We start from the raw sequence: 24,277 nt of genomic DNA, 5'->3' as shown, positions 1-24,277 counted from the left end.
GGGGCTCTCTTGAAAAGTTTGGGCTTTGGGAGGCTACGCAAGACAATGTGTGCCGCGAATCTGATCGTTCCACAAGAACAAATGCGGAACTACCGTAAACGCTGCGAAAAAGACCCCAATTCCGGCAAATTATATGAAATTTCATGCAATGTCTGAGCGGGACCTCAACCATGAGCCGGTAAACCTGCCCCTGGAGTTTGAGGGAGCGCAGGCGGGATGATGCAGGTTGTGATGGAGAGATTGCTGAACGTGGCCTTGCCGCTGTTCGTGGCGCCCTTCCTGATCTTCACGGCGCTCGCATTTCTGAAAAAGGGAAAGGCCGCATTCAATTGGTCATCCGGCCTGACCGAAAGCGTGCGGGTGAATACGGCGCTGATGCTGGTCAATTCGGCCCTAGCCCCCTTTATTGCCCTGACACTCGGCCCCCTCCAGCAGTTTATGGATGCTGGCGGCATCTGGAGGCTTGATCCGGCGCTGTGGCAGGCTCTACCGGCTTGGCTGGTGGTGCTGCTCGCCGTGATGCTGGCTGACTTTTCAGATTATTGGGTACACCGCTTGATGCACACGAAATGGCTCTGGCCGTCGCACGTGATCCATCATTCCGACACGGTGATGAACAATACGACGTCGGTGCGCATGCATATCATCGAACTGATAATCATGGCTGCCTCCTTCCTCATGGTCGCAACAGTGATGTCATTGCCGCCAGTACTGGCGGGCCTCGCTGGCCTGTTCATCCCCTTCTACAACCGCTTCGTGCACCTTGATGCCGACTATCATTGGGGGCCGTTGAACCGAATCCTCAATTCTCCGCGCTTGCACCGCTGGCACCATGCCGACGTGCCGGAGGCCTATGGCAAGAATTTCGCGAACATGTTCAGCCTGTGGGATACGCTGTTCGGCACGTACTACCTGCCCGGTGTGTGCCATCACGACCTCGGCGTGAAGGATGGTCCGGAACAGAATTTGCTGCTCAACTATGCTTGGCCGCTCAAGACTCTCGCGGAAGCCGTTCCCCCATTGCGCCAGCGCCTTCTCCGGAACAGCTAGCAAATCAGGGCTTGCCTCTCTGATGATGCAACGGTAAGAACAAATAGCGAACAAACTTTATGCTTGGGCACAGGGTAGCGGGGTTGTGCGGAAGGCAGGGGAATTCTCACCCTTACGGGCGACAGGCTGGCCATTGCAGGGTAAAAGCGAATTCGAATCGAAAGCGAAACAGATCGGAGCGGAGTTGGAACCATGGCAGGATCAGTGAATAAGGTCATTCTTGTCGGCAATGTTGGGCAGGATCCGGAAGTCCGCCAGTTCCAGAATGGCGGTCAGGTGGCCAGCTTCTCGCTCGCCACGTCCGAAACCTGGAAAGACAAGAATACCGGCGAGCGCAAGGAAAAGACCGAATGGCACCGCGTCTCGGTGTTCAGCGAAGGTCTCGTCCGCGTCGTTCAGAACTACATCAAGAAGGGCTCCAAGCTCTATATCGAGGGCCAGCTTGAGACCCGCAAATGGCAGGACAAGGATGGCCAGGACCGCTACACGACTGAAGTCGTGCTGCGTGGCTTCAATTCCACGCTGACCATGCTGGACAGCCGCAATGAAGGCGGTGGCCGGTCATCCGGCAATGATTTCGGCGGTTATCAGGGCCAGAGTGGCGGTCCGCGCCAGATGAGCGGCCCAGAGGAGAGCTTCAGCCAGGATCTCGACGACGAAATCCCATTCTAGGATGAAGCGTGCGGGCTGGCATCCTGCGCACTGGTTCGCGGCCGCTCTGGTCGCTGTGCTGTGCGCCTGCCAGTCCTCCCCGCTCCCTCCGGTCGGGAGCCTTGATGACATCCTCGCAGGGGAATCCCTGACACCAGACACGGCGGCGCTCGTTGTCTATCGGCTGGAAGACGGCCGGACATGGACCAGCAGCGGCGAACGGCCTGCCAAACGGTTCGTGGCGGCCTCGACTTCCAAGATCCCGCACACGCTGATTGCCCTGGAGACCGGCGCGGTCAGCGGGCCGGACGAATGGTTTGACTGGGATGGCGAGACGCGGTTCCTGCCAAGCTGGAATGAGAGCCAGGACTTTGCGACGGCGTTCCAGCGCTCCACCGTGTGGATTTACCAGACAATTACCCCGCGCATTGGCAGCGCTACGCTCGGCGACTGGCTGACCAGATTTGGCTATGGCAATGCCGATACGGGCGGTGAGGCGGACATTCAGACCTATTGGCTGAAAGGCCCCCTGAAGATTTCTGCGCGCGAGCAGGTGGCGTTCCTGGCAAGAGTGTCCGCTCGGACGCTGCCGCTCTCTGCGCGCACCTATGAACACGCCCTTCCCATGATGCTGGCCGAAGAGGGCGATGGCTGGTCAATTCATGCCAAGACCGGCTGGAAAAGTGTTCCGGGCGAGACGGATATCGGCTGGTATGCGGGCTGGCTGGAGCAGACCGGCGGCACTGCGCCGGGCACCTATGCCTTTGCGTTCAACATGAACATGGACGCCGACAATCCGGCGCTGAAAACCCGTCGGGACGCCGTGCAGAAGGCGCTCGAGGCCATTGGGGCTATGACGCCCCCGTCAGAGACCCCTGATTGAGGCGTTTTCGCCCGTAATTACTGCTATTTTGGCCCTGTCGCATTTGTTTCAATGACGGCGGGATGCTAAACATGATCCTGTATCGGAACAGGTGATTCCCGTTAATTTCACCGTAGCCAGGACGAATTCTCCATGAGCGACGACACAACTCCGCCGGACGAGCCGGAAACGCCTGAAAATGGCGGCGAGGGCAGCGCGCCCCTTCCGGACGGCATTGAGCTGATTTCCATCGAATCCGAGCTGAAAAGCTCCTATCTCGACTATGCGATGAGCGTCATCGTGAGCCGGGCGCTACCAGATGTGCGCGACGGCCTGAAACCCGTTCACCGCCGCATTCTCTATGCGATGAATGAGGGCGGCAACACGCCCAGCAAACCCTACAAGAAATCCGCCAATATCGTTGGTTCGGTGATGGGTAATTACCACCCGCACGGCGACTCCGCGATCTATGATGCGCTGGTGCGCATGGCCCAGCCCTTCTCGATGGGCGCAACCCTCGTTGACGGTCAGGGCAATTTCGGTTCGATCGACAATGATCCGCCGGCTGCCATGCGTTACACCGAAAGCCGGATGACGAAAGTGGCGACCCATTTGCTCGCCGACATCGACAAGGACACGGTCGACTTCCAGGACAATTATGACGGGTCCCAGAAAGAGCCGATTGTCCTGCCGGCGCAGTATCCGAACCTGCTGGTCAATGGTGCTGGCGGCATCGCGGTCGGCATGGCGACAAATATCCCGCCGCATAATCTCGGCGAAGTGATCGACGCGACGCTGGCAATCATCGAAGATCCGACGCTGGACGAAGAGGCCCTGCTCGAAATCGTGCCCGGTCCGGATTTCCCGACCGGCGGCCAGATCATGGGCATGTCCGGCAGCCGCAAGGCGATGACCACGGGCCGTGGCAGCGTCATCATGCGCGCCAAGACCGACATCGAGGAAGCCAAGAATGGCCGTCAGGCCATCATCGTGACCGAGATTCCGTATCAGGTGAACAAGGCCGCGATGATCACGAAGATCGCGGAGCTTGTGCGCGAGAAACGGATTGAGGGCATCTCCGATTTGCGCGACGAATCCGACCGCAATGGCATTCGGGTCGTCGTCGAACTGAAGAAGGATGCAAGCGCCGAAGTCGTGCTCAACCAGCTCTTTCGATTCAGCCAGATGCAGACGAGCTTTGGCGTCAACATGCTGGCTCTGAATGGTGGCCGGCCGGAGCTGATGAACCTGCGCAAGGTGCTCGATTGCTTCATCACCTTCCGTCAGGAAGTCGTGGTCCGGCGGACAAAGCACGAGCTGAACAAGGCACGCGACCGCGCCCACCTCCTGGTCGGCCTGGCAATGGCCGTCGCGAATATCGACGAAGTCATTCGCATCATCCGCTACTCGCCCGACCCGAACGCCGCCCGTGAGGCGCTGCTCGAAAAAGCCTGGCCGATCATGGACATGGGCCCGCTGCTCGACCTGATCGCAGACCGCCGCACCCGCAAGGGCGACGGCGACACGATCTATCTGTCCGATGAGCAGGCCCGCGCGATTCTGGCATTGCAACTGTCTCGCCTGACCGGCCTCGGCCGTGACGAGATCGGCAACGAGGCCAAGGGTCTGTCCGAGAAGATCGAGGAATATCTCGGCATCCTGCGCTCGCGCCAGCGTGTGCTGGATATCATCAAAGGCGAACTCTCTGAAGTGAAAGAGAAATTTGCTGTGCCGCGCCGGTCGGAATTCGCCTTTGGCGGCATCGACATGGAAGACGAGGACCTCATCGAGGTCGAGGAGATGGTCGTGGCCGTGACGCATGGCGGATACGTCAAGCGTACCCCGCTCTCGACCTATCGGACGCAGCATCGCGGAGGCAAGGGCCGCTCCGGCATGAACATGAAGGACGAGGATTTCGTCGTGAACGTGTTCTCGGCGACGACGCATACCGAAGTCCTGTTCTTCTCGTCGGCCGGCATGGTCTACAAGGAAAAGGTCTGGCGCCTGCCGATTGGCGGACCGAACTCCCGCGGCAAGGCCTTGGTCAACATCTTCCCGCTGGCCGCCGATGAGCGCATCGAAAGCGTCATGCCGCTGCCTGAGGATGACGAGTCCCGCAACGAGCTGGACGTCATGTTTGCCACCAAGACCGGTACAGTCCGCCGCAACAAATTGTCGGATTTCATCCGCGTGAACCGCAATGGCAAGATCGCCATGAAGCTCGATGAGGGCGACGGCATTGTCTCGGTGAAGATCTGTTCGGAGAAGGATGACATCCTGCTGACGACGGCGCTCGGCCAGTGTATCCGCTTTGCGGTGCCGGATGTGCGCGTCTTCGCCGGCCGCAACTCCACCGGTGTCCGGGGTATCCGTCTGGGCGACGGTGACGAGGTCATCTCCATGGGCATCCTGCGTCATATCGACGTGACCTCTGAAGAGGCGCGTGGGTATCTGAAGCACGCCGCCGCCATGCGGCGCGCTGCCACCGGCGAGGAAGAGGAAATCTCCGAGGATGATGGCGAAGAGACCGTTGCAGAAGCCGCGCTGAGCGCTGAGCGTATCGCCGAACTGGGCGCTGCCGAGGAGTTCATCCTGACCATCGCCGATGACGGCATGGGCAAGCGCTCATCCGCCTATGATTACCGGGTTACCGGGCGCGGCGGCAAAGGCCTCGTCGCCCAGAACATCTGGGGACGCGACAAGAAGCAGGGCCCGGTCAAGCAGGTCGCGCAATCCTTCACGGTGGGCGATGGCGACCAGGTCATGCTGGTGACGGATGCGGGGCAACTGATCCGCACGCCCGTTGAGCAGATCCGCATTGCGGGCCGGTCTACGGGTGGTGTCTGGGTGCTGCGTACGGCCGAAGGCGAGCGCGTCGTTTCTGTCGCACGGCTTGTGGAAGACGCTGAAACCGCTATGGATGGTGCCGAAGACGCGGGAGAGTAAATCCCGCGCCAAAAAAACGGACCTGAAAGGCGGGGAGGACAGGCTTTTGCATCGCGTTGGACTATATCCAGGAACTTTCGACCCGCCGACAAACGGCCATCTCGATATCATTGGCCGGGCACGGAAGCTGGTGGACACGCTGATCATCGGCGTGGCAATCAATGAAGCCAAGAAACCCCTGTTCCCCTTGCAGGAACGTGTCGACATGGTGCGGTCTGAATGCGGCAAGATGAACGGGCCGGGGCTCGCCGAAATCAAGGTCATGCCGATGCATGGCCTGCTCATGAAGTTCGCCGAGGCCTGCGAAGCGCACATCATCGTGCGGGGCCTGCGCGCCGTGCAGGATTTCGAATACGAATTCCAGATGACCGCCATGAACGAGCAACTGAATCCCGACATTGAAACCGTGTTTCTGATGGCCGATGTTAGGCATCAGGCCGTGGCTTCCCGGCTCGTGAAGGAAATCGCGAGCCTGGGCGGGGATATCACGCCGTTTGTAACGCCCGACGTAAAACGGGCTCTTCTAGAGAAGTATGAAAAATGAAGTTTGCCGCTTTCGCGCTCGCCGCTTCCGCCCTCGCCCTGACAGCAACGGCAGACACTCCAGACAGCGCAGCGCCAGCGGAAGACGCTCCGGTAACCTACACGGCTAACCAGGCCAAGGCGGATCCGGCCAACTGGCGCGCGGTCGATCCGGAACGACTTTTCATTTTCAATACGAACAAGGGACGTATCCTGATCGAGGCCTTCCCCGAAGTTGCGCCGAAGCATTATGAGCAGTTTGCGGCCATCATCCGGTCCGGTGACTATGAAGGCACCAAATTCCATCGTGTGATCGAGGGCTTCATGGCGCAGGGCGGCGACATTCGTGCGATCAATGGCGTCGGCTCCGGCCTGCCGAATATCGAGGCTGAATTCACCTTCCGCCGTAATCCCGAAGACATGCCGCTCGACTATGCAATCGGTGATCGGGAAGACACAGATAACGGCTACATCAACGGTTTCCCAATTGCGACGCGACCCCTCTGGCTTGCCCAGGATCTCGGCAATGAAACCATCGAGAGCTGGGTCCCCCATTGCGCCGGCGTTGTCTCCACCGCGCGGCTCGGCAATGATGTGAACTCAGGCAATTCGCAGTTCTTCCTGATGCGCGGCCACACAGAACACCTCGACAAGCAATACACGGCCTGGGGCCGTGTGCTGGATGGACAGGATGTGGTCATGTCGATCAAGAAGGGCCCGGACGGCACCGATGGCGTCGTGCGCGATCCCGACACGCTGGAATCCGCCGCTGTCGCCGCCGACCTGCCTGAGGGCAATCGCCCGGAAGCCTGGGTGATGCGGACCGATAGTGAGCTGTTTGCCAGCCTGATTACCGAGCCCGGCCGCCCGCATGTCTGCAGCCTGCCGCCTGTCCCGACGGTTGTTGAAGACTAGGGACACCCCCGGTCGAGGCACTGCCCCATGGACCTGTCCAAATTCCAGTTTGACCTGCCGGAGCAGCTGATTGCGCTGCGCCCGGCCGAGCCGCAGGATTCTGCCCGCCTCCTCATCGTGCACGGCGATGGGCGGCTGGAAGATGCGAGCGTGCGTGACCTGCCGCGCTACCTGTCTGCCGGCGATATCATGGTGTTCAACGACACCCGCGTCCTGCCTGCTGCCCTGAAGGGCGTGCGACCTGCGCGCGATGAGACAGGGCAGGATGTCGCCTGCGATGTTAATCTGACTGAGCGGATGGACGAGCGTTGCTGGCGTGCCTTGGCGAGGCCAGGACGGCGCCTGAAGGAAGGCGACATGATCGTCTTCGCTGAGGGCTTTATGGCAGCGATCACCGGTCGGCATGAGGGCGGTGAGATCGAGCTGAGCTTTTCGCTGGCGGGCGATGAGCTGACGGCCGCGCTGGAGGCGCATGGGGCGATGCCGCTACCGCCCTATATCGCGCGCCGCCGCCCGGCCGATGCACGTGACCGGGAAACCTATCAGACGAAATTCGCTGGTGAGGATGCGGCGTCCGTCGCCGCGCCAACGGCGGGCCTGCATTTCACGCCTCGCCTGCTGGCGGAAGTCGACGCCGCGGGTATCAGGCGAGAAACGGTGCGACTGCATGTCGGGCTCGGGACGTTCAAGCCCCTTGAGGCCTCGCAGCTGGAAGCCAACCGCCTGCATGAAGAATGGCGTCGCCTGACGCCGGAAGTGGCTGCATGTCTGAATGCGGCGCGGGCCGATGGGCATCGGGTTGTGCCAGTGGGCACGACGGCCATGCGCACGCTGGAAAGCTGTGTGGACACAGGGGGTCAGCTTCACCCGGCGACTGGGCCGACGGACATCTTCCTGAAGCCCGGCGATGCGATACGGGGGACGGACGCCCTGGTCACGAATTTCCACCTGCCGGGCTCCAGCCTGTTCATGCTGGTCTGTGCCCTGATGGGAACGGATATCATGCAGGCCGCCTATGCGCACGCCATTGCGAACGAATACCGTTTCTACTCGTATGGCGATGCCTGCCTGTTGCTTCCATGAAAAATCCCCGTGCACGCGGCACGGGGATTTGGTCAGGGATGGAGTAGGGATTAGCGGACTTTCACCACGGCCCGTACACCTTCCGGCTCGAACCGGCGTCCGCGATCATTGTAGCAAAACGTCGTGTCATATCGGACGCGCTCACCATCTTCCCATGTGTACTGGAAGGATTCGTAGCAGTCATAACCTTCGTAACGGGCATTCCAGCGATGGCTGCGGCGCACTTCATGGCGCGTGTGCCAGTGACCGGATTCATAGCCATCATAAACATAGGTTTCGTGGCGGTGTCGCGGATGGGGATCCGAGGTCTTCACGCCTACATCTACATCTGTATCCACGCCCACGCCAAGGCCCAGCTGAGCGTGTGCAGGGGCCGTGGCAAGCGCGGTTGCGGCACCAAGGGCGCCAGCAGCGGCAACATACTTCAATGACTTCATCATGGTCAGCTCCTTCAATAGCTTACGCTATAAACGGGGCGCTGATGCTCAGGTTCCTGATGTCTTTGTATTGCCTTATTTCGGCAGGGCGGGCTGTCCCAGCTCGTCACGCGTCCTGATGGCCTTGGCGGCGGTGATGCGCGCCAGCAAGCGGCCATTGGCATCTTTCCAGTCGGCTTCGACGAGACCTGTCGTGCGGCCGCGACTGACGAGCCGCCCTTCAATCGTGATCAGGCCGTGGCCTACGGGGCGCAGGATACGGGTCTGCAATTCCATCGTGGTGAACCATTCGCCCTCGGCGAGCGCGCTCGCCATGGTGATGGAGACGATATGATCGGAGAAGCCGGCGACCCAGCCGCCAAAGGCGCGGTTCTCGCTGATGTCACGGTCGCCTGTGTTTGGCCATTCGTACCGCGTATAGCCATAGTCGAATTCCTTCAGCCAGAGATCCGGACGGATGCCGAGATTCTTGAGGCCGAGCGGAGGTTGCCAGGTGCCATCCTGAAGATTGCTGAGAAAGGTTCTTGCCTGTGGGGACAGGGTGCGTTCCGTCATGCGAGTCTCGCGCCGTTGGGGACCGGATGGTCAGATGAAAACAGGACGATTCGGTCGTCCGCATCCGGAAATCCCAGCGTCAGGACTTCCGACATGAATTTGCCGATCTGGCGCGGCGGGAAATTGACCACCGCTGCGACCTGGCGTCCGATGAGCTGGTCGGGCGTATAGTGGTCGGTGATCTGCGCCGACGATTTCCTGGTTCCCACGCCGGGGCCAAAATCGATCAGCAGACAGATGGATGGTTTACGCGCGCCCTCAAGCGGCGCCGCCTCCACAATGGTGCCAACGCGAATGTCGACCTGCCGAAATGTGTCGAAGCTGGTTTCGTCGGCTGGGCCGGATTCAGGGGAGTCAGTCAGATGCATGGATCAGACAATCACGGATCCGCCATCCACAACCACCATCTGGCCGGCCATGTAGGCCCCCGCCTTGGAGGCGAGGAAGACAGCGGCGCCGGCAATATCTTCGGGATCGCCGATGCGGCGCATGGGCGTGCCTTTTTCGACGCGTGCAGCCATTTCCGGGTTTTCCCACAGGGCCCGGGCGAAATCGGTCTTGATCAGGCCAGGCGCGACGCAATTCACGCGGATATTGTGAGGGCCGAGCTCCAGCGCGTAATTGCGGGCCAGCTGGAAGTCGGCGGCTTTGGAGATATTGTATGCGCCAATCGTGCTTGAGCCCTTCAGGCCACCGATCGACGAGATGATCACGATGGCGCCATCCTTGCGCTCTTTCATTTCAGGCGCGACCAGTTGGATCAGCCAGTGGTTCGAAATGATGTTGTTGGACAGGATCTTCTCGAAGGATTCGTCATCAATCTCTTCCAGCGGGCCATAATACGGGTTCGACGCCGCATTGCAGACGAGAATGTCGATCTGGCCGAACTCGGCCCGTGTCTTCTCGGCCAGATTCTTCAGGTCATCCTTTGAGGAGATATTGGCCGGGATAGCGATGGCCGTCCCGTCGCCATGCTTGGTGTTCAATTGGTCGGCGACGTCCTGGCAGGGGCCCGGCTTGCGGGACGAGATCACGACGCGCGCGCCCTGTTCGGCCATCTGTTCCGCAATGGCCTTGCCGATACCACGCGAGGATCCGGTGATGATTGCGGTTTTTCCAGTCAGGTCAAACAGGCTCATGATGGCGCTCCCTTGTGCATTTCGTTTCAGACTCGTTACCACAGGAGTCCGCTGCGAACAGGGGTCACGCTAGGAAAGGGACTCTCAGAGGAGCTTCCATTCCATCATCAGGATTTCGGCGAGCCGCTCGGTGCGCTTGCGGACCACTTCAGAGGTCCAGGCCTCCTGATCGACCAGGTCACGGGTCAGGGCGAAATCCTGCCCGCCGCCGCCATTGAAATAGACATCCTTCTTGGCCCGGTAATCCATCCGGTCGGCCTTCTGGTTCACCTTGTTGGTCAGCAGCACGAAATTGCCTAGCGTGTCGCATTGCTCGCGGCGTTTTGCCGGGTCCGGCCAGATGATCATCCAGTGGCTGTCCTCGCTGATATTGCGCGGCAGGACATGTTCCACGGTCGCGTCGGACTGAGGTGGGATGGTGAAGCCCCCATCCAGCGCCGCATTCAGGCGCAAGGCCATCGACCGTCTCTGGCCGAAGGTCGCAAACCGGCCGAGCATGCGGTCAAAGGCGCGGCGGGACTCGTCCTTGGTAATATTGAACGGGCTTCCGCGACCGAATAGCGTCCGGTTGGAGCTGATCGTCTCATTGACCTTGTTGAAGCGCTTGGTGCGCTGGTCACGGTCGGTCAGCACCAGCATGATGATGTAGGAGAGCCGCTCCAGCTTGGCGAAGAATTCCGGGGCGGATTCGTGATCCACGCCATGCTCCACCAGGAATTTCAGGGCTGGGGCCCGCCAGCTGGTCTGGTCCAGGGCGCGCATCTGGTTCAGCTTGTCGCTGATCAGTTTGGCGTGCGTGCCATGTTCCAGCCGGGCCGTTGTGATGACCTTGTAGGCGTCGACATAGCGCGGGAGCACATCGTCCAGGAAGCCCCGCGCCGTGATCTTGGGAATGACATTCTTGAGGAAGCCTGTGATCAGTTCGCCCTTGGACGATTTGTCATAGATCGACCGGATCTGGCGGAGCAAATCGTCAAAGGCACTACCGCCCAGCGCGGCTTCGTGCTCGGCCCAGCGTTCGGAATAGAAGGCGGCCTCTTCGGTCGTGAATTTCGAGCGCTGGAACAATTCGGTCTTGATGATGTCGTGCGCGCCGGGCTCTTTGCCGCGCGTGTTAAGTACACGGAACACCTTGAATCCCTGGTCCTTGTCATTGACGACCACACGCACCAGCGCGCAGCGATTCATCGAGACATCCGCCAGCGAGCGGCGGTCCTCTTCCGAGAGGGCCCGGACGCGCTTCAGCAGTGTACGTGCATTCTGGACCATGCGTTGCTGGCTGTCGCTTTCGCCGGACTCTCCATCCAGCTTCAATGTCGAGCCCGGAGTCTGGATCATGTGGCGGAAAAAGGGGCCGTCCATATGGTTGAGTTGCAGGCGCCAATTGGCGGCCTCGCCCAGCATAGGCCGTGCCTCGTCGGCAATCAGAGCGTGAATTTCTGCGCTTTTCGAGGGCTCGGATTCAATATCCCGGAGGACCGCCAGAAGAATGGTCAAGGTGGTCAGTCGCTGCTGGCCGTCGACGATCTCCAGCAGGCCTTCTTCGTTCCCACGGTTCAGCACTACGGCACCAATAAAGTGTGGCGTCCCTGTTTCGGCGGCATCCAGCAGATCGGTCAGGAGTTCGCCAGCTTCGCGCTCGCCCCAAGAATAGCTTCTCTGGTAGGGCGGCATGCAGAGCCGTTCGCTGGGCGCGAATATATTCTTGAGCGAACTCTCCTGAGCACGTACGCCGAGATCCATACTGGCATCCTCTATACAAGCTTTCTGCCTAGCCCTTGCCAAGTGTCATCACAACGGCACATGAACGGCTTGCAATGCCTTTGCGGAAAAAGTGTGACAGGAGAGTAACGCAATGAAGCTGGTTCGGTTCGCAGAAAAAAATGGCGCGCGCTACGGGATCCTGAAGGGAGACAAGGTGCATCCCACAGAGGCGGTAACGCTCCAGGATGCGTTGCAGCTTACAGGATCGGTTGCGCCGGCAATTCCCTTAGAGTCTTTGGACCTGCTCGCGCCTGTAGAGCGCCCCCGCAAGATATTGGGTATCGGTGTGAACTATGCTGCCCATGCCGCCGAGAGTGTCAGTTTCGTGGATACAAAATCTCCGCAGGTGCAGAAATGGTTCAACAAGCAGGCCACATCGGCCAATGCGCCCTATGGCCAAGTGCATCTACCCAAGGTTTCGGATCAATTGGACTATGAAGTCGAACTTGTCTTGGTCATCGGCAAGCATGGGCGCCATGTCCCGCCGGAGCGGGCAATGGAGATTGTTGCGGGCTTCTGCGTGGGCTGTGACTATTCGGTCCGTGACTGGCAGAAGGCGAGCCAGACCATGATCATGGGCAAGGGCTTCGATACGCACGCGCCCTTTGGTCCGGCCATTGTGACGCCCGACGAAATTCAGGACCTGCCTTCGCTGGAGCTACGCAGCTATGTGAATGGCGAGTTGCGCCAGACGGGTCATGTCCGCGACATGATCAATGACATCCCGGCCCAGATCGCCCACCTCACAGCCGCGTTCACGTTGGAGCCCGGCGACCTCATCTTCACCGGAACGCCCGCAGGTGTCGGGGCCGCGTTCACACCGCCGAAATGGCTGAAGGCGGGCGACCGGGTCCGGCTGGAAATCGATCAGGTGGGAATGATTGAAAACGAAATCGTAACCGAACCCGGAAACACCTGGATCGGGTAGGGCGGATACTTTCATGAATCTTCGAGGTCTTGTTTTCGGTGCAAGTGCAGCCGCGCTGGTCGCCTGCAGTCCGGCGCCAGCGGGCGATGCCGCAGCCGTGACAGCGGGCACGCCCGTGCGGTCCACGGATTTTGCCGTCCTGCCGTGCGCGCACCGGGATTTGCCCGGGCCCTGCGCCATTGTGCTGGCCGGGGGCAAGCGTGTGGTGTTCGGGGCACCTGCCGGCATGACGCTGGATATGACGGAAGACGGGTTGAGGAACACCGATGCCGTCATGCTGCTGTCCTTGCGCGGGGAGGACATTGAAGGCTTGGACGAGATGCGGAATGCGGCCTGGCGGGCAGGGCGGGGGGCTTCGCTTCCCGTGGCGGGTCCGTCGGGGACAGGCGATTTTCTCGGTCTGTTGAACCGGGCCTATGAAGTGTCCGATGCCCTGATCTATGTCGAAGACCGACCTGCCGGCGGGTTCGACGCCGCGCTGCTGGCCGTGCTGCCCGGAGAGGGAAGGCACATGGCGACCGTGTTCGACACCGGCGATTTGCGCGTCACCAAGACCGAGGCTGGCACCGACCGCGCCTACTATAAGGTGGACTATGCCGGACATGATCTCCTCATCAGCGCTTGCGGGGCAAGCCTCCCGGAAACCGCCGTATCAGAGGCTGACCTAGTGCTGGAGTGCGAATCGGACTGGCCGAGGGACAAACCGGTTTTCGTGTTTCGCGACGGCTCGGTTAACTGAAAGATTAACAGCGGCCTGCTTTTCCACAGCTCTTCGAATTCGTTCAGGACAGGCCCCAGCCAGTTGATCCCGAGGTAAACACCGCGACCGGGACGCCTCGGACACAGGCCGGGCCAGTACTAATCACCTTGTCCCTGCGGGCGACGCCTGCCATGCTTGCCGGGATGGGATTGTGGCTTGTTTACAACGGCGCTGTGACAGGATTGCCGCGGTCGACAAATTCTTTCAATTCCTCGCAATTCGTTAACCAATTAGGCCTAGCTGTTAACATTGATGGGTTGTATCGGGTGCTGACGTAATGACTTTTGTACTGTTCCTTCTCTACGCAGCCATTGGAGGCGGTGCCGGGTACGGCGTCTTCACGCTGACCGATGTAGGCTTGCCAATGTCGATTGCGGCGGGCGGCATCGTCACGGCGTTGCTCGGCCAAATTCACCTTCTTGCCACCTCGGGCCGCTCCAACAAGGAGCTTGATGAGCGCATCGACCGGGTCGAGCGCACGGTTCGGGATTCAGCTGAACGTGTTGATGTCGTTGTCGCGCGCACGGATGCGGTCGAAGCCACGGTAAAGCATGAGCTGACTGAGCGGCGCGACGCCCTCGTGACCGAGATGAAACAACTTGAAAGCCTGATCGACCGGCTGTCGAAAAGCTTCGAGTCCAAGCTTACCGAGACGACCAGTGCCGCCATTGTGGCGCCGGAGGAAGATGCGGTCCTGCGCGATGTGCGCGACGCGTTGAAAGACGGCCGGGTTGATCTTCACCTGCAGCCGATCGTGTCGCTGCCCCAGCGCCGCGTGTCCTTCTATGAAGGGTTCACGCGTCTGCGCCGTCCGGACGGATCGCTGGTCTTGCCGGCAGAATTCCTGGATGCTGCCCGCCGCGCCAAGCTGATGGGCATCATCGACAATTTCACCCTGTTCCGCTGCGTACAGATCGTACGCCGACTGGCCGAACGCGACCGCCGCGTTGGCGTATTCTGCAATATTTCCGCGGCTTCGCTGGAAGATACGACCTTCTTCCCGATGTTCCTCGAATTCATGACCGAGAACCGCGACCTGTCCGGCGCGGTCATTTTCGAGATCACGGCAGATCGCTTTGAAACACGCTCTCGTGCCATGCGGGACAATATGGACAAGCTGACGGCCCTCGGCTTCCGTTTCTCAATCGATCATGCCGACAATCTGGGACTCGACCTGCCGCGCCTCCAGTCGGCGGGTATCCGCTTCGTCAAGATGAACGGCACCCATCTGATGGACCAGCTGCGCGATCCAACCGGCCCACGTCCTGTCTCCTCGATCAATCGCCGTGTGGATGGAGAAGAAGTCAGCGCCGTGTTCTCGCGCTACGGCATCACCATGATTGCCGAAAAGATAGAGGACGAAGCCAGCGTGGTCGAAATCCTTGAATATGACATTCCTTACGGTCAGGGCCATGTGTTCGGCGCGCCGCGCCCGATCAAATCTTCCCTGATGGAAGAGACCGCGCCGCCGCAGGAACTCGTTCAGCGCCTGTCGAGTTTCGGCTAGGACAACCACCTTCAATTCGCCCCAATGCTAGGCTGTCATAGCTCCAGAACAGGAGGTGTCAGCATGAAGCGGTGTTTTCTGATCGGGCTTGCGATGGGGATTGCCCTGCCGGCCCTGGCTGACCCTGATGCCGTGCAGCACATCAGTGCCGACCTGCCGGGCCCTGTCGATTTCGAAGCGCCAGAGGCCCTCGAAATGATGACGGAAGGCGTGGTCCTGCTGGACCTGCGCATCGCGCCGGAACTCGAGCCGGGCATCCTTAGGGCGGATGGCAGCTCTGGAAGCCTTGAAGGCTGCGAGTTTGGCCCTGTCGAGTCCGAGATTGTGAGGGTCGCAACCGGATCAAATCACATGCTCCTGGAGATGCGCATGGGTCAGCCGGACCAGCACGCCGCGAACCTCCTGTCCTGCAATTATGATCCGAGCCTGATCTCGGAGGATGGAGTTGGCCATATGATCCGACTCAAGGGGTGCTTCTTCGCGCATGCCATCGCGATCCCGACAGCGGTGCAGTGGCGGCTCAACCCCTTGCCCGCTTCAGCCTGCAGTTTTGGCGATTGACCGCCTCTGCGGGGCATCCTACGTCCAATCATATGACAGAATTGAAGTTTCCGGGCGGCTTGTCCGAAATCGCTGGCCAGTACGACATCATCCTGTGCGATGTCTGGGGCGTGATCCACAATGGCCGGAAAGCCTTTGACGAGGCGTGCGCGGCGCTTGAAAACTTCCGAGCGCAGGGCGGCAAGGTCTGCTTGATCACGAATGCGCCCGTGCCGAAACAGCAGGTGCTGGACTATTTCAAACCGCTCGGCGTGCCGGATACCGCCTATGATGATTGTGTCTCCTCCGGGGATGCGACGCGCGAAGAGCTCAAAAAGCGGCAGGAGAAAGTGTTCTGGATCATCGGGGAGAATGGCCGGTGGGAACGCGATCCGTTTCTCTACAAGGGGCTCGACCTGACATTCGGCGCGCCTGACGAGGCCGACGTCCTGTTGTGCGTGGGCCTGACCGATTCCCTCAACGACCATCCGTCAGACTATGCCGACCAGCTGAAGCCCGGCATCGAGCGCGACATTCCCATGATCTGCGCCAATCCCGACAAGCAGGTTCGAATCGGGAACCAGTTGCACTGGTGCGCCGGGGCGCTTGCGGAAATCTATGAGGATATGGGCGGCAAGGTCATCTATCCGGGCAAGCCGCATGCGACGATCTACGATCTCGCTATTTCCCGTATGGATGCTGCAACGGCCAGCAAGTCGCGCGTTCTGTGCATTGGCGACAGCCCGACCACCGACATGCGGGGCGCCCGCCTGCAGGGCTATGCTGGCCTCTATGTCGGGACCGGGCTGACTGAGCATGGAAATGACTTCCAGGCCGAAGTTACAGACCTTTTGGCGGACTATGGCGAGCAAGCGACTTACGCAATGACTGGCCTCAGGTGGTGACGTGCTGCGCTGCAGCGTGTAACGAAACTGCCGAAAAGCAATCAGGAGCCCGAGCGGGATGAGTGTATTCACCGGTTACAAATACGAAGACCTCGACATCGGCATGTCGCATGAGACTGTGCACGTGATCACGGAAGACGATATTCAGCGCTTTGCGGAAGTCTCAGGCGACTTCAATCCGCTGCACATGTCCGACGAATTTGCCGCCAAGACGATCTTCGGCAAGCGTATCGCGCATGGCGCGCTGACCGCGAGCTACATTTCCGGCATCCTCGGCAACAATCTGCCCGGTCCCGGCGCGATCTTTATTGGCCTGTCGATGCGCTTCAAACGCCCGGTACACATTGGTGATGAGGTCACTGTGCGGGCCGAAGTCTCCGAGAAGAAGGAACGCGGCAACCGCGTGACGCTGAAGGTGGATTGCACGGTCGATGGCAAGCGCGTCATTACCGGTGAAGCCGAAGTGGTGGCACCGCGCCGGGGGGATTGATGGGGATTTTCGCCGACTATCGCGGCTTGCCGGACTCTGCGCGTGGCGCGTCGATTGCCCTTGGCAATTTCGACGGACTGCATGCGGGCCACAAGGCAGTGATAGCGGCTGCCCGCGAGGCGGGTGGAGGAGCCTTCTCCGTAGCGACGTTCGAGCCGCCCCCACACGCCTATTTCCGGCCAATGGATCCGCCATTCCGGATTTTCCGGCCCGAGCGCCGCAATGCGACCATCCTGGCAGAGGGAGCCGAGTCGGTCTTCGAACTGCCCTTCAATGGTGAGATGGCCTCCAAGACGGATGAGGAATTCGTCCGGCAGGTGCTGGTGGACGGGCTGGGCGTCAGCCATGTCTCGGTCGGGTTCGATTTCCGCTTTGGTCGGGGGCGTATGGGGCATGCCCAGCGGCTGGCGAGCCTCGGGCGGGCGCTTGGCTTTGGCGTCACGATTGTCGAAGAAGTCCAGAACGAAGACGAAAAGGCCTCTTCCACGGCGATAAGGCAGGCGCTGAGAGCCGGCGAACCGGAAGCTGCGGCCGCAATTCTTGGAGGACCCTGGATCGCAGATGGCCCGGTGCTGAAAGGCGAACAGAATGGCCGCAAGTTTGGCTATCCGACGGCCAATACCAATCTCGGCGAATTGATCCATCCGAAATACGGTGTCTATGCCGTAAAAGTGCGCATCGACCGGACCGGTGACTGGATGCCGGGCGTCGCGAATTTCGGGCGCACACCGACCACCGGGCTGCGTGATCCGCTCCTCGAGGCGCATATCTTTGATTTCGTGGGGGATATTTATGGCCGCTGGATGGAAGTCCAGATGCTGGCCTATCTGCGACCGGAACTGATGTTTGACAGTCTGGACCTGATGGTGGTCCAGATGGGGAAGGACGTAATAGAGGCAAAACGACGGTTGAAGGCGTCCTGATTAATTCAGGTTATTGTCAATTCGCCGCCATAATCCATTCGTAAGCAACTGATGCACTGGTTAGAGGGACGACCATGTTGACACGGTTACTGAGTGCGGGACTTGTTCTGGCGTTGGCGCCTCCTGCGTTCGGCCAGGCCGATCCCGTTGAACCGGCCGAGATCAAGCCGATCCAGATCATTCAGTCGATCACAATGGATGATTTGCGGTTCCTGCTGGACGAGTTGGGCGCGCAGTTCGTTGCAGCTGGTCGCACCGGCGACGGCGCCCCATTCGTGTTTGGCCAATTCGATGACGGCCTGACCTTTGGCGCCTACGCGGTTTGCGCAGGGCCGGATGGTACGGATTGCCGAGGTCTTGAAATGATGGCGGTCTATGGCTCCAGCGCGAGCAGTGACGTGATTTCCGGCATCGACCGGGACTATCCCGCAATCTCCCTCTACAAATCTGATACCCAGAAGGTTCGCGTGTCCCGCTACGTGATCCTCGATCATGGCATCAGCTGGGACAATCTGCTGGAGAATGTCACCGTCTTCCGGATGCTCTGCGGCAAGGTTTCGGAGCGTCTCGCCCATTTGCCTGGGGCCGAGGCTGAGGCTGAGTGGAAATAGTGACTCATTAAGCCGCGCCTGCTACGGAAACGGCATGGCACGGACATGTTTCATTCGAATTAGCCGCCCGGCTGCGCGCTGACCCGGTCTCCGGGGCCGCGAAGCCGGGAGCCCATGCTCTGACTGCATGAAAAAAGCCGTGGCCATTGCCCGGCATTTCCGTACAACACGCCAAAACTGCCATAGGCCCGACATGACTGATTCCCTGACCGACCGCGATTATCGCGACACGCTGTTCCTGCCTGCCACCGAATTTCCGATGCGCGGCGGCCTGCCGAAGCGCGAACCGGACTGGATCAAGCGCTGGGACGAACTGAAACTTTATGAAAAGCTGCGCGCGGATGCGAAAGCACGCGGCGCCAAGCCCTGGATCCTGCATGATGGTCCGCCCTATGCGAACGGCCACATCCATCTCGGCACGGCGATGAACAAGATCGTCAAGGACATCATCGTGCGCTCGCACCAGATGACCGGCCATGACGCAGCTTACCTGCCGGGCTGGGACTGTCATGGCCTGCCGATCGAATGGAAGGTGGAAGAGGAGTTCCGCAGCAAGAACCGTGGCAAGGATGATGTTCCGGGTGACGAGTTCCGCGCGGCCTGTCGCGCCTTTGCCCAGAAATGGGTAGACGTACAGGCGAAGGAATTCCGCGCGCTCGGCATCGAGGGCGAGTGGGACAATCCCTATCTTACCATGAAGTTCGAGAGCGAAGCCTCCATCGTCGGCGAGTTCCTGCGCATGGCAATGGGCGGCACGCTGGTGCGCGGCGCCAAGCCGATCATGTGGAGCCCCGTGGAGCGCACGGCGCTCGCCGAAGCGGAAGTGGAATACCACGACCGCAAAGTGCCGGTGATCTGGGTGAAGTTCGGCATTCCGTCCCGCGATGATGGCGCAAAGCTGGTCATCTGGACCACAACGCCGTGGACGATCCCGGCCAACCAGGCGGTCTCCTACAGTACGGACATTTCCTACGGTCTCTTCGAGGTCGAAACCGTGATGAGCGAGGAAGATCTGGGCTTTCCTCCGTATGCCGCTGCAGGCGACAAGCTGATCCTCGCGGACAAGCTCGCGCATGACGTGCTCGATGCTGCCAAGGTTTCCGGCTTCAAGCGTATCGGAGACGTAGACCCTGCGTCACTCGGTTCGCTGGCTCACCCGCTGGCCGGACTGGATCCTTTCTTCCAGCACGAGATCCCTCTGCTCGCAGGTGACCATGTCACCGATGATGCCGGTACAGGGTTCGTGCACACGGCACCAGCGCACGGTGAAGACGATTTCAATGTCTGGGTCGCCTCCGGTCGCAAGGCCTCCGACATTCGTGACATCGTGAACCCGGACGGCGCGTATCAGCATCCGGAGCTTCCTGAAGCATTGCAGGGCCTTGATATCATCCGCACCAGCGGCAAGAAGCGCGGCGAGCCGGGCAAGGCGAACCCTGAAGTCATCAAGCTGCTGGCCGAGAGCGGGAACCTGCTCGCGCGCGGCATCACCACGATCCGCGATGCGCACTCCTGGCGCTCCAAGGCGCCGGTCATACGCCGCGCGACGCCGCAATGGTTCATCTCGATGGACAAGCTTGGCCCGAACGGCAAGAGCCTGCGCGAGAATGCGCTGAAGGCGATTGAAGACACGGATTTCTTCCCGGCCGCTGGCCGCAACCGCCTGCAAAGCATGGTCGAAGGGCGCCCGGACTGGCTGATCAGCCGCCAGCGCAATTGGGGCGTGCCGATCACCATTTTCGTCAACAAGGATGGCCAACCGCATACGGCTGCGCTGGAAGCAGATCAGGCAGAACAGCTCAACGAAGCCATCAAGGCCGCCATCGCCAAAGGCGGGGTCGAGGCCTGGTTCGATACGCCTGCGGAAGACTTCCTGGCGCCGCTAAGTCTTGATGTTGGTGCATGGGACAAGGTCACGGACGTGCTCGACGTCTGGTTCGATAGCGGCACGACACACGCCTTTGCGCTGCGCGAGCGCGGCATCATCGACCCGGAGACCGGGCAGGCCGACCTCTATATGGAAGGCTCCGACCAGCATCGCGGCTGGTTCCAGTCCTCGCTACTGGAATGCTGCGCAACGCGCGGCATGGCGCCTTACAAGCAGGTGCTTACGCATGGCTTCATCGTCGATGCTGACGGCAAGAAGATGTCGAAATCAATCGGCAACACGATCGAACCCGAGCAAATCCAGAAACAATACGGGATCGAAATCCTGCGCATCTGGACCGCATCCGGTGACTATACCGAAGATCTGCGTATCTCCGACGAGATCATCAAGGGCTCGGTCGAAACCTATCGCAAGCTGCGCAATACGGTGCGCTACATGCTCGGCGCGCTTGATGGCTGGACCGACGCCGAAGCGCTTCCGCGCGAAGAGATGCCAAGCCTGGAGCGCTGGGTGCTGCATCGTCTTGCCGAACTCGATGGCCAGATCCGCGCTGCGTATGACGTATATGACTTCAAGCGCATCATGGCGCTGCTGATCAATTTCTGCGGCGTTGACCTGTCGGCCGTCTATTTCGACATCCGCAAGGACAGCCTCTATTGCGACCCGCGCTTCGAGACTCAATCGGCGTGGGACGACGCAACCGCTACCTATGGCAACCGCCGCCGCGCGGCGCGCACCGTGATGGCTGCCGTGCTGGAACGCCTGCTAACCTGGCTCGCGCCCATCATGCCGTTCACCACGGAAGAGGCCTTTCTCGAAAGCCACATCAATGATCGCGCCGACTCCGTCCATCTCCTGCAATTCCCGACAACGCCGGAAGGCTGGAAGGATGAGGCGCTCGCGGCGCGCTGGGCCAAGATTTTCACGGTTCGCCGCGTCGTCACCGGCGCGCTGGAAGTCGAGCGCCGCGAGAAACGGATCGGGGCATCGCTCGAAGCTGCACCAAAGGTCCACATTGCGGACCAGAGCCTTATCGACGCCTTCAAGGGCGAGAACGCGGCGGACATCTTCATCACATCCGGCGCCGAATTGATCCACACATCCAACGGCAATGGCAGCGGGTTCACGCTGGACGATACCGATGGCGTCACCGTCTATCCGGAAAAGGCGGACGGCATCAAATGCCGACGCAGCTGGAAGTATTTCGATCCGGCCACCGCCGATCCGGCTTTCCCGGATATCACGCCGCGCGATGCGCTGACCGTGAAAGCCTGGGACAAGGCCGCAGGATGAGTGCTCAGAATCGCTTGATCAGACTCCCTGAAGCTGCAATCTGCGCGGGATGAAATTGAAACTTTCCAATTACTGGGCCGTCGCGCTCATTCCGGTGTTCGTGCTGGTGGACCAATGGTCCAAATGGCTGGTTCTGAGTGAACCCCGATTCAACGCCATAGCCTGTCTGGAAACGCGGCAGAGCTGTGGGCATATCCCCGTGCCGGGGCCGATCGACCTGACCATGGTCTGGAACCGGGGCATGAGCTATGGCCTGCTCCAGTCCGATGGTATCGGGCGCTGGCTGCTCGCGCTGGTGATGCTGGTGATCGCACTTGGCTTCCTGTACTGGCTGGTGCGCTATGCCGACCATTGGCTGCTGAAGCTGTCGCTGGGCATGGTTGTCGGAGGAGCCTTCGGCAATCTGATTGACCGGGTCCAGTTTGGCGCCGTGGTGGACTTCATCAATGCCGGCGACCTGTATTTCCCATGGATCTTCAACGTGGCCGATGCTGCAATTAGTGTCGGCGCGGTCTTGCTGTTTGTTGACCAGTTCTTACTGTCGGGCCGGAAACAGGCTAAGAAACAGTCCTGAGTATTATTAATCGTGATGGCGAGGACGCCCTGATATGAAAAAACAGATTATCCTTCTGGCCGCAGGCGCCGCACTGGCTGCTTCGACGGCCTGTACGTCTTCCGGCAGTGGGTCTCGCACCCCGGACGAGTTCCGCGTCGTCACCATGGCTCCGCTGACCGTTCCGCCGAATTACAAGCTGCGCCCGCCGGAAGCCGGGGGCGCCCTGCCGCCGGAACTGGATGGCTCGCGCACCGAAGTGACCGCCGCCTTTGGCGCCACCATCGGCCGCAATGCCAGCGCGTCCGAAAAGGCCCTCGTGGCTGCGGCCGGCGCGAATGCTGTGGATCCGGTTATCCGCACGCAGGTCGACTATGAAGAGACCAAGACGATCCGCAAATCGACCAGTATTGCCGACCGCATCCTGTTCTGGCGCGCGGACGACGAGGAAACCGCCGAAGGCGTGGCGACCGATAATGCCACAGGCGGTGTGCCGGTCGTGATCGAGCAGTCCAGTGATGCCCCGCGCATCAAGCTGCCGGGAACCTGATAGCTCTACCCATTATGCGTCAGTCGAACACCTGAGAGGAACAAAGCCCATGAAACGGATACTCACCGGGGGGCTTTTGGCGCTCTCGGTTTTCACGTCCAGTGCCGTCGCAGATGACAGCGCCTGGGCCCCGATCGTCTTCAATCTCGACAATGGCATGGAAGTCGTGGTCGTGCCCGACCATCGCGCGCCGGTCGTAACGCATATGGTCTGGTACAAGGTTGGCGCAGTCGACGAGGCCGAAGGCAAGTCCGGCATCGCGCACCTGTTCGAACATGTCATGTTCAAGGAAACCGACGACCTCGCCCCCGGTGAGTTCGACAACATTGTCTCGCGCAATGGCGGGGTCAGCAACGCTTTCACCAGCTGGGACTATACCGCCTATTACGAGCGCGTCGCCAAGGACCAACTCGGCACGATGATGGGGCTCGAAGCCGAGCGCATGACCGACCTCATCATCAATGACGATCCAAACGGTCCGTTCATTTCCGAGCGGGATGTGGTCAAGGAAGAACGTCGCCAGCGCATCGACAACAATCCCGGCGTGATCCTGCAGGAAATGGTTCTGTCTGAACTCTGGAAGGGTCATCCCTACGAGATTACGGTCATCGGCAACATGGACGAAGTGGCCGCCCTGACACCCGCAGACGGCATGGCCTTCTACAAGGAATATTACAGCCCGGAGAATGCGATCCTCGTCGTTGCCGGAGATGTGACACCAGAAGAAGTGCGCACGCTGGCCGAGGAGCATTATGGTGTGATCGCGCCGACGGGCACGGCTCATGGCGAGCGCAAATGGGCGCCCGTGCCGCCGCTGACCGAAACCAAGGAACTGGTCTATTCAGACCCGAAGGTACGCCAGCCCAGCTGGAGCCGGTATTATTCCGGCACGTCCGAGACTCGCGACCGTGAGCTTTCCTATGCGCTGGATGTCGGCCTCGAAGTGCTCGGCGGTGGCATGACCAGCCGGCTCTACCAGTCACTGGTCGAGGACCAACAGGTCGCAATCAGCGCCAATACCTTCGCGTGGACCACGCTGCACGATGAAGGCCCGGCCGTCATCACGGCCAGCCCGGCGCCGGGTGTCGCCCTGGAAGACCTTGAAGCGGCCGTCATGGCCGAAGTGGAGAAGGTGCTCGACGAAGGCTTTACCGACGCCGAAGTGGAACGCGCCCGCAACAAGCTGGCGGCCCAGGCGATCTATGCCCGCGACAGCCAGTCCAACATGGCCAATACATTTGGTTCGACGCTCGCCCTCGGCGGTTCGGTCGATGATGTACTGGACTATCCGGACGCCATGCGCACCATCACGACTGAACAGGCCATCGCGGCCGTCCGCGAAGTCTTCGGCGCTGACCGTCACTATATCGAAGCACATCTGCTGCCTGCAGAGGGAGACTCCTGA

General features: G+C 60.4%; 24 protein-coding genes. 19 read left to right on the top strand and 5 right to left on the bottom strand.

The window, feature by feature from the left end:
• Positions 1-216 precede the first annotated feature (216 nt).
• The 7 genes from V7660_RS09420 to queA all read left to right on the top strand — a co-directional run bounded on the left by V7660_RS09420 (position 217) and on the right by queA (position 8,029).
• Complete coding sequence (locus tag V7660_RS09420; protein ID WP_335602829.1) at positions 217-1,050, top strand: sterol desaturase family protein; 834 nt, start codon at positions 217-219, stop codon at positions 1,048-1,050.
• Between the two features lie 192 nt (positions 1,051-1,242).
• Entirely contained in the window at positions 1,243-1,722 is a 480-nt protein-coding gene (gene ssb, locus V7660_RS09415; RefSeq protein WP_335602828.1) for a single-stranded DNA-binding protein, read from the top strand.
• A gap of 1 nt (position 1,723) precedes the next feature.
• Entirely contained in the window at positions 1,724-2,584 is an 861-nt protein-coding gene (blaOXA, locus tag V7660_RS09410; RefSeq protein WP_335602827.1) for an OXA-1090 family carbapenem-hydrolyzing class D beta-lactamase, read from the top strand.
• Positions 2,585-2,716: 132 nt separating this feature from the next.
• Positions 2,717-5,509, top strand: a complete 2,793-nt coding sequence (gene gyrA / locus V7660_RS09405) for a DNA gyrase subunit A (RefSeq protein WP_335602826.1) — start codon at positions 2,717-2,719, stop codon at positions 5,507-5,509.
• Positions 5,510-5,555: 46 nt separating this feature from the next.
• Positions 5,556-6,053 carry a pantetheine-phosphate adenylyltransferase gene (gene coaD / locus V7660_RS09400; protein ID WP_335602825.1) on the top strand — a complete coding sequence of 166 codons (498 nt, stop codon included), beginning with the start codon at positions 5,556-5,558 and terminating at the stop codon, positions 6,051-6,053.
• Complete coding sequence (locus tag V7660_RS09395; protein ID WP_335602824.1) at positions 6,050-6,946, top strand: peptidylprolyl isomerase; 897 nt, start codon at positions 6,050-6,052, stop codon at positions 6,944-6,946. Before coaD ends, V7660_RS09395 begins: the two co-directional genes overlap by 4 nt.
• Positions 6,947-6,973: 27 nt before the next feature.
• Positions 6,974-8,029, top strand: a complete 1,056-nt coding sequence (gene queA, locus V7660_RS09390; RefSeq protein ID WP_335602823.1) for a tRNA preQ1(34) S-adenosylmethionine ribosyltransferase-isomerase QueA — start codon at positions 6,974-6,976, stop codon at positions 8,027-8,029.
• Between the two features lie 50 nt (positions 8,030-8,079).
• Here the strand turns inward: queA and V7660_RS09385 are convergent, their stop codons facing one another.
• The 5 genes from V7660_RS09385 to V7660_RS09365 form a co-directional block, all read right to left on the bottom strand.
• The gene (locus V7660_RS09385; RefSeq protein WP_335602822.1) at positions 8,080-8,469 is read right to left on the bottom strand and encodes a hypothetical protein; all 390 of its coding nucleotides are present in this window, start codon (positions 8,467-8,469) and stop codon (positions 8,080-8,082) included.
• A gap of 72 nt (positions 8,470-8,541) precedes the next feature.
• Positions 8,542-9,021, bottom strand: a complete 480-nt coding sequence (locus V7660_RS09380; protein ID WP_335602821.1) for a PaaI family thioesterase — start codon at positions 9,019-9,021, stop codon at positions 8,542-8,544.
• Positions 9,018-9,389, bottom strand: coding sequence for a tRNA-binding protein (locus tag V7660_RS09375; protein ID WP_335602820.1), 372 nt, complete (start codon positions 9,387-9,389; stop codon positions 9,018-9,020). The genes V7660_RS09380 and V7660_RS09375 overlap by 4 nt, the downstream gene beginning before the upstream one ends.
• A gap of 3 nt (positions 9,390-9,392) precedes the next feature.
• The gene (locus V7660_RS09370; RefSeq protein WP_335602819.1) at positions 9,393-10,160 is read right to left on the bottom strand and encodes an SDR family NAD(P)-dependent oxidoreductase; all 768 of its coding nucleotides are present in this window, start codon (positions 10,158-10,160) and stop codon (positions 9,393-9,395) included.
• Between the two features lie 84 nt (positions 10,161-10,244).
• Positions 10,245-11,903 (bottom strand): DUF262 domain-containing protein, encoded by a 1,659-nt coding sequence (locus V7660_RS09365; protein ID WP_335602818.1) that lies wholly within the window; start codon positions 11,901-11,903, stop codon positions 10,245-10,247.
• Between the two features lie 112 nt (positions 11,904-12,015).
• Here V7660_RS09365 and V7660_RS09360 point away from each other — a divergent pair, with 112 nt between their 5' ends.
• The 12 genes from V7660_RS09360 to V7660_RS09305 all read left to right on the top strand — a co-directional run bounded on the left by V7660_RS09360 (position 12,016) and on the right by V7660_RS09305 (position 24,277).
• Positions 12,016-12,852: a fumarylacetoacetate hydrolase family protein gene (locus V7660_RS09360; RefSeq protein ID WP_335602817.1), complete on the top strand. Its 837-nt coding sequence runs from the start codon at positions 12,016-12,018 to the stop codon at positions 12,850-12,852.
• A 13-nt stretch (positions 12,853-12,865) separates the two neighbouring features.
• On the top strand, positions 12,866-13,591 hold the full coding sequence (locus V7660_RS09355) for a hypothetical protein (protein WP_335602816.1): 726 nt from the start codon (positions 12,866-12,868) through the stop codon (positions 13,589-13,591).
• A gap of 298 nt (positions 13,592-13,889) precedes the next feature.
• Positions 13,890-15,119, top strand: a complete 1,230-nt coding sequence (locus V7660_RS09350; protein WP_335602815.1) for an EAL domain-containing protein — start codon at positions 13,890-13,892, stop codon at positions 15,117-15,119.
• A 63-nt stretch (positions 15,120-15,182) separates the two neighbouring features.
• Positions 15,183-15,680 (top strand): hypothetical protein, encoded by a 498-nt coding sequence (locus tag V7660_RS09345; protein WP_335602814.1) that lies wholly within the window; start codon positions 15,183-15,185, stop codon positions 15,678-15,680.
• A gap of 32 nt (positions 15,681-15,712) precedes the next feature.
• Entirely contained in the window at positions 15,713-16,564 is an 852-nt protein-coding gene (locus V7660_RS09340; RefSeq protein ID WP_335602813.1) for a TIGR01459 family HAD-type hydrolase, read from the top strand.
• A gap of 58 nt (positions 16,565-16,622) precedes the next feature.
• Positions 16,623-17,054, top strand: a complete 432-nt coding sequence (locus V7660_RS09335; protein WP_335602812.1) for a MaoC family dehydratase — start codon at positions 16,623-16,625, stop codon at positions 17,052-17,054.
• Complete coding sequence (gene ribF, locus V7660_RS09330) at positions 17,054-17,977, top strand: riboflavin biosynthesis protein RibF (protein WP_335602811.1); 924 nt, start codon at positions 17,054-17,056, stop codon at positions 17,975-17,977. Before V7660_RS09335 ends, ribF begins: the two co-directional genes overlap by 1 nt.
• A 74-nt stretch (positions 17,978-18,051) precedes the next feature.
• Positions 18,052-18,588 (top strand): hypothetical protein, encoded by a 537-nt coding sequence (locus V7660_RS09325; RefSeq protein WP_335602810.1) that lies wholly within the window; start codon positions 18,052-18,054, stop codon positions 18,586-18,588.
• 193 nt (positions 18,589-18,781) lie between these two features.
• The gene (gene ileS / locus V7660_RS09320; protein WP_335602809.1) at positions 18,782-21,769 is read left to right on the top strand and encodes an isoleucine--tRNA ligase; all 2,988 of its coding nucleotides are present in this window, start codon (positions 18,782-18,784) and stop codon (positions 21,767-21,769) included.
• Positions 21,770-21,818: 49 nt separating this feature from the next.
• Entirely contained in the window at positions 21,819-22,343 is a 525-nt protein-coding gene (lspA, locus tag V7660_RS09315) for a signal peptidase II (RefSeq protein WP_335602808.1), read from the top strand.
• 34 nt (positions 22,344-22,377) lie between these two features.
• The gene (locus V7660_RS09310; protein WP_335602807.1) at positions 22,378-22,872 is read left to right on the top strand and encodes a DUF3035 domain-containing protein; all 495 of its coding nucleotides are present in this window, start codon (positions 22,378-22,380) and stop codon (positions 22,870-22,872) included.
• A 49-nt stretch (positions 22,873-22,921) separates the two neighbouring features.
• Positions 22,922-24,277: a M16 family metallopeptidase gene (locus V7660_RS09305; protein ID WP_335602806.1), complete on the top strand. Its 1,356-nt coding sequence runs from the start codon at positions 22,922-22,924 to the stop codon at positions 24,275-24,277.

The organism is Hyphomonas sp. (genome assembly GCF_036964145.1).
GTDB lineage: Bacteria > Pseudomonadota > Alphaproteobacteria > Caulobacterales > Hyphomonadaceae > Hyphomonas.
Note: the sequence above shows the minus strand (reverse complement) of the source record. Positions and strands in the feature narration are given on the sequence as shown.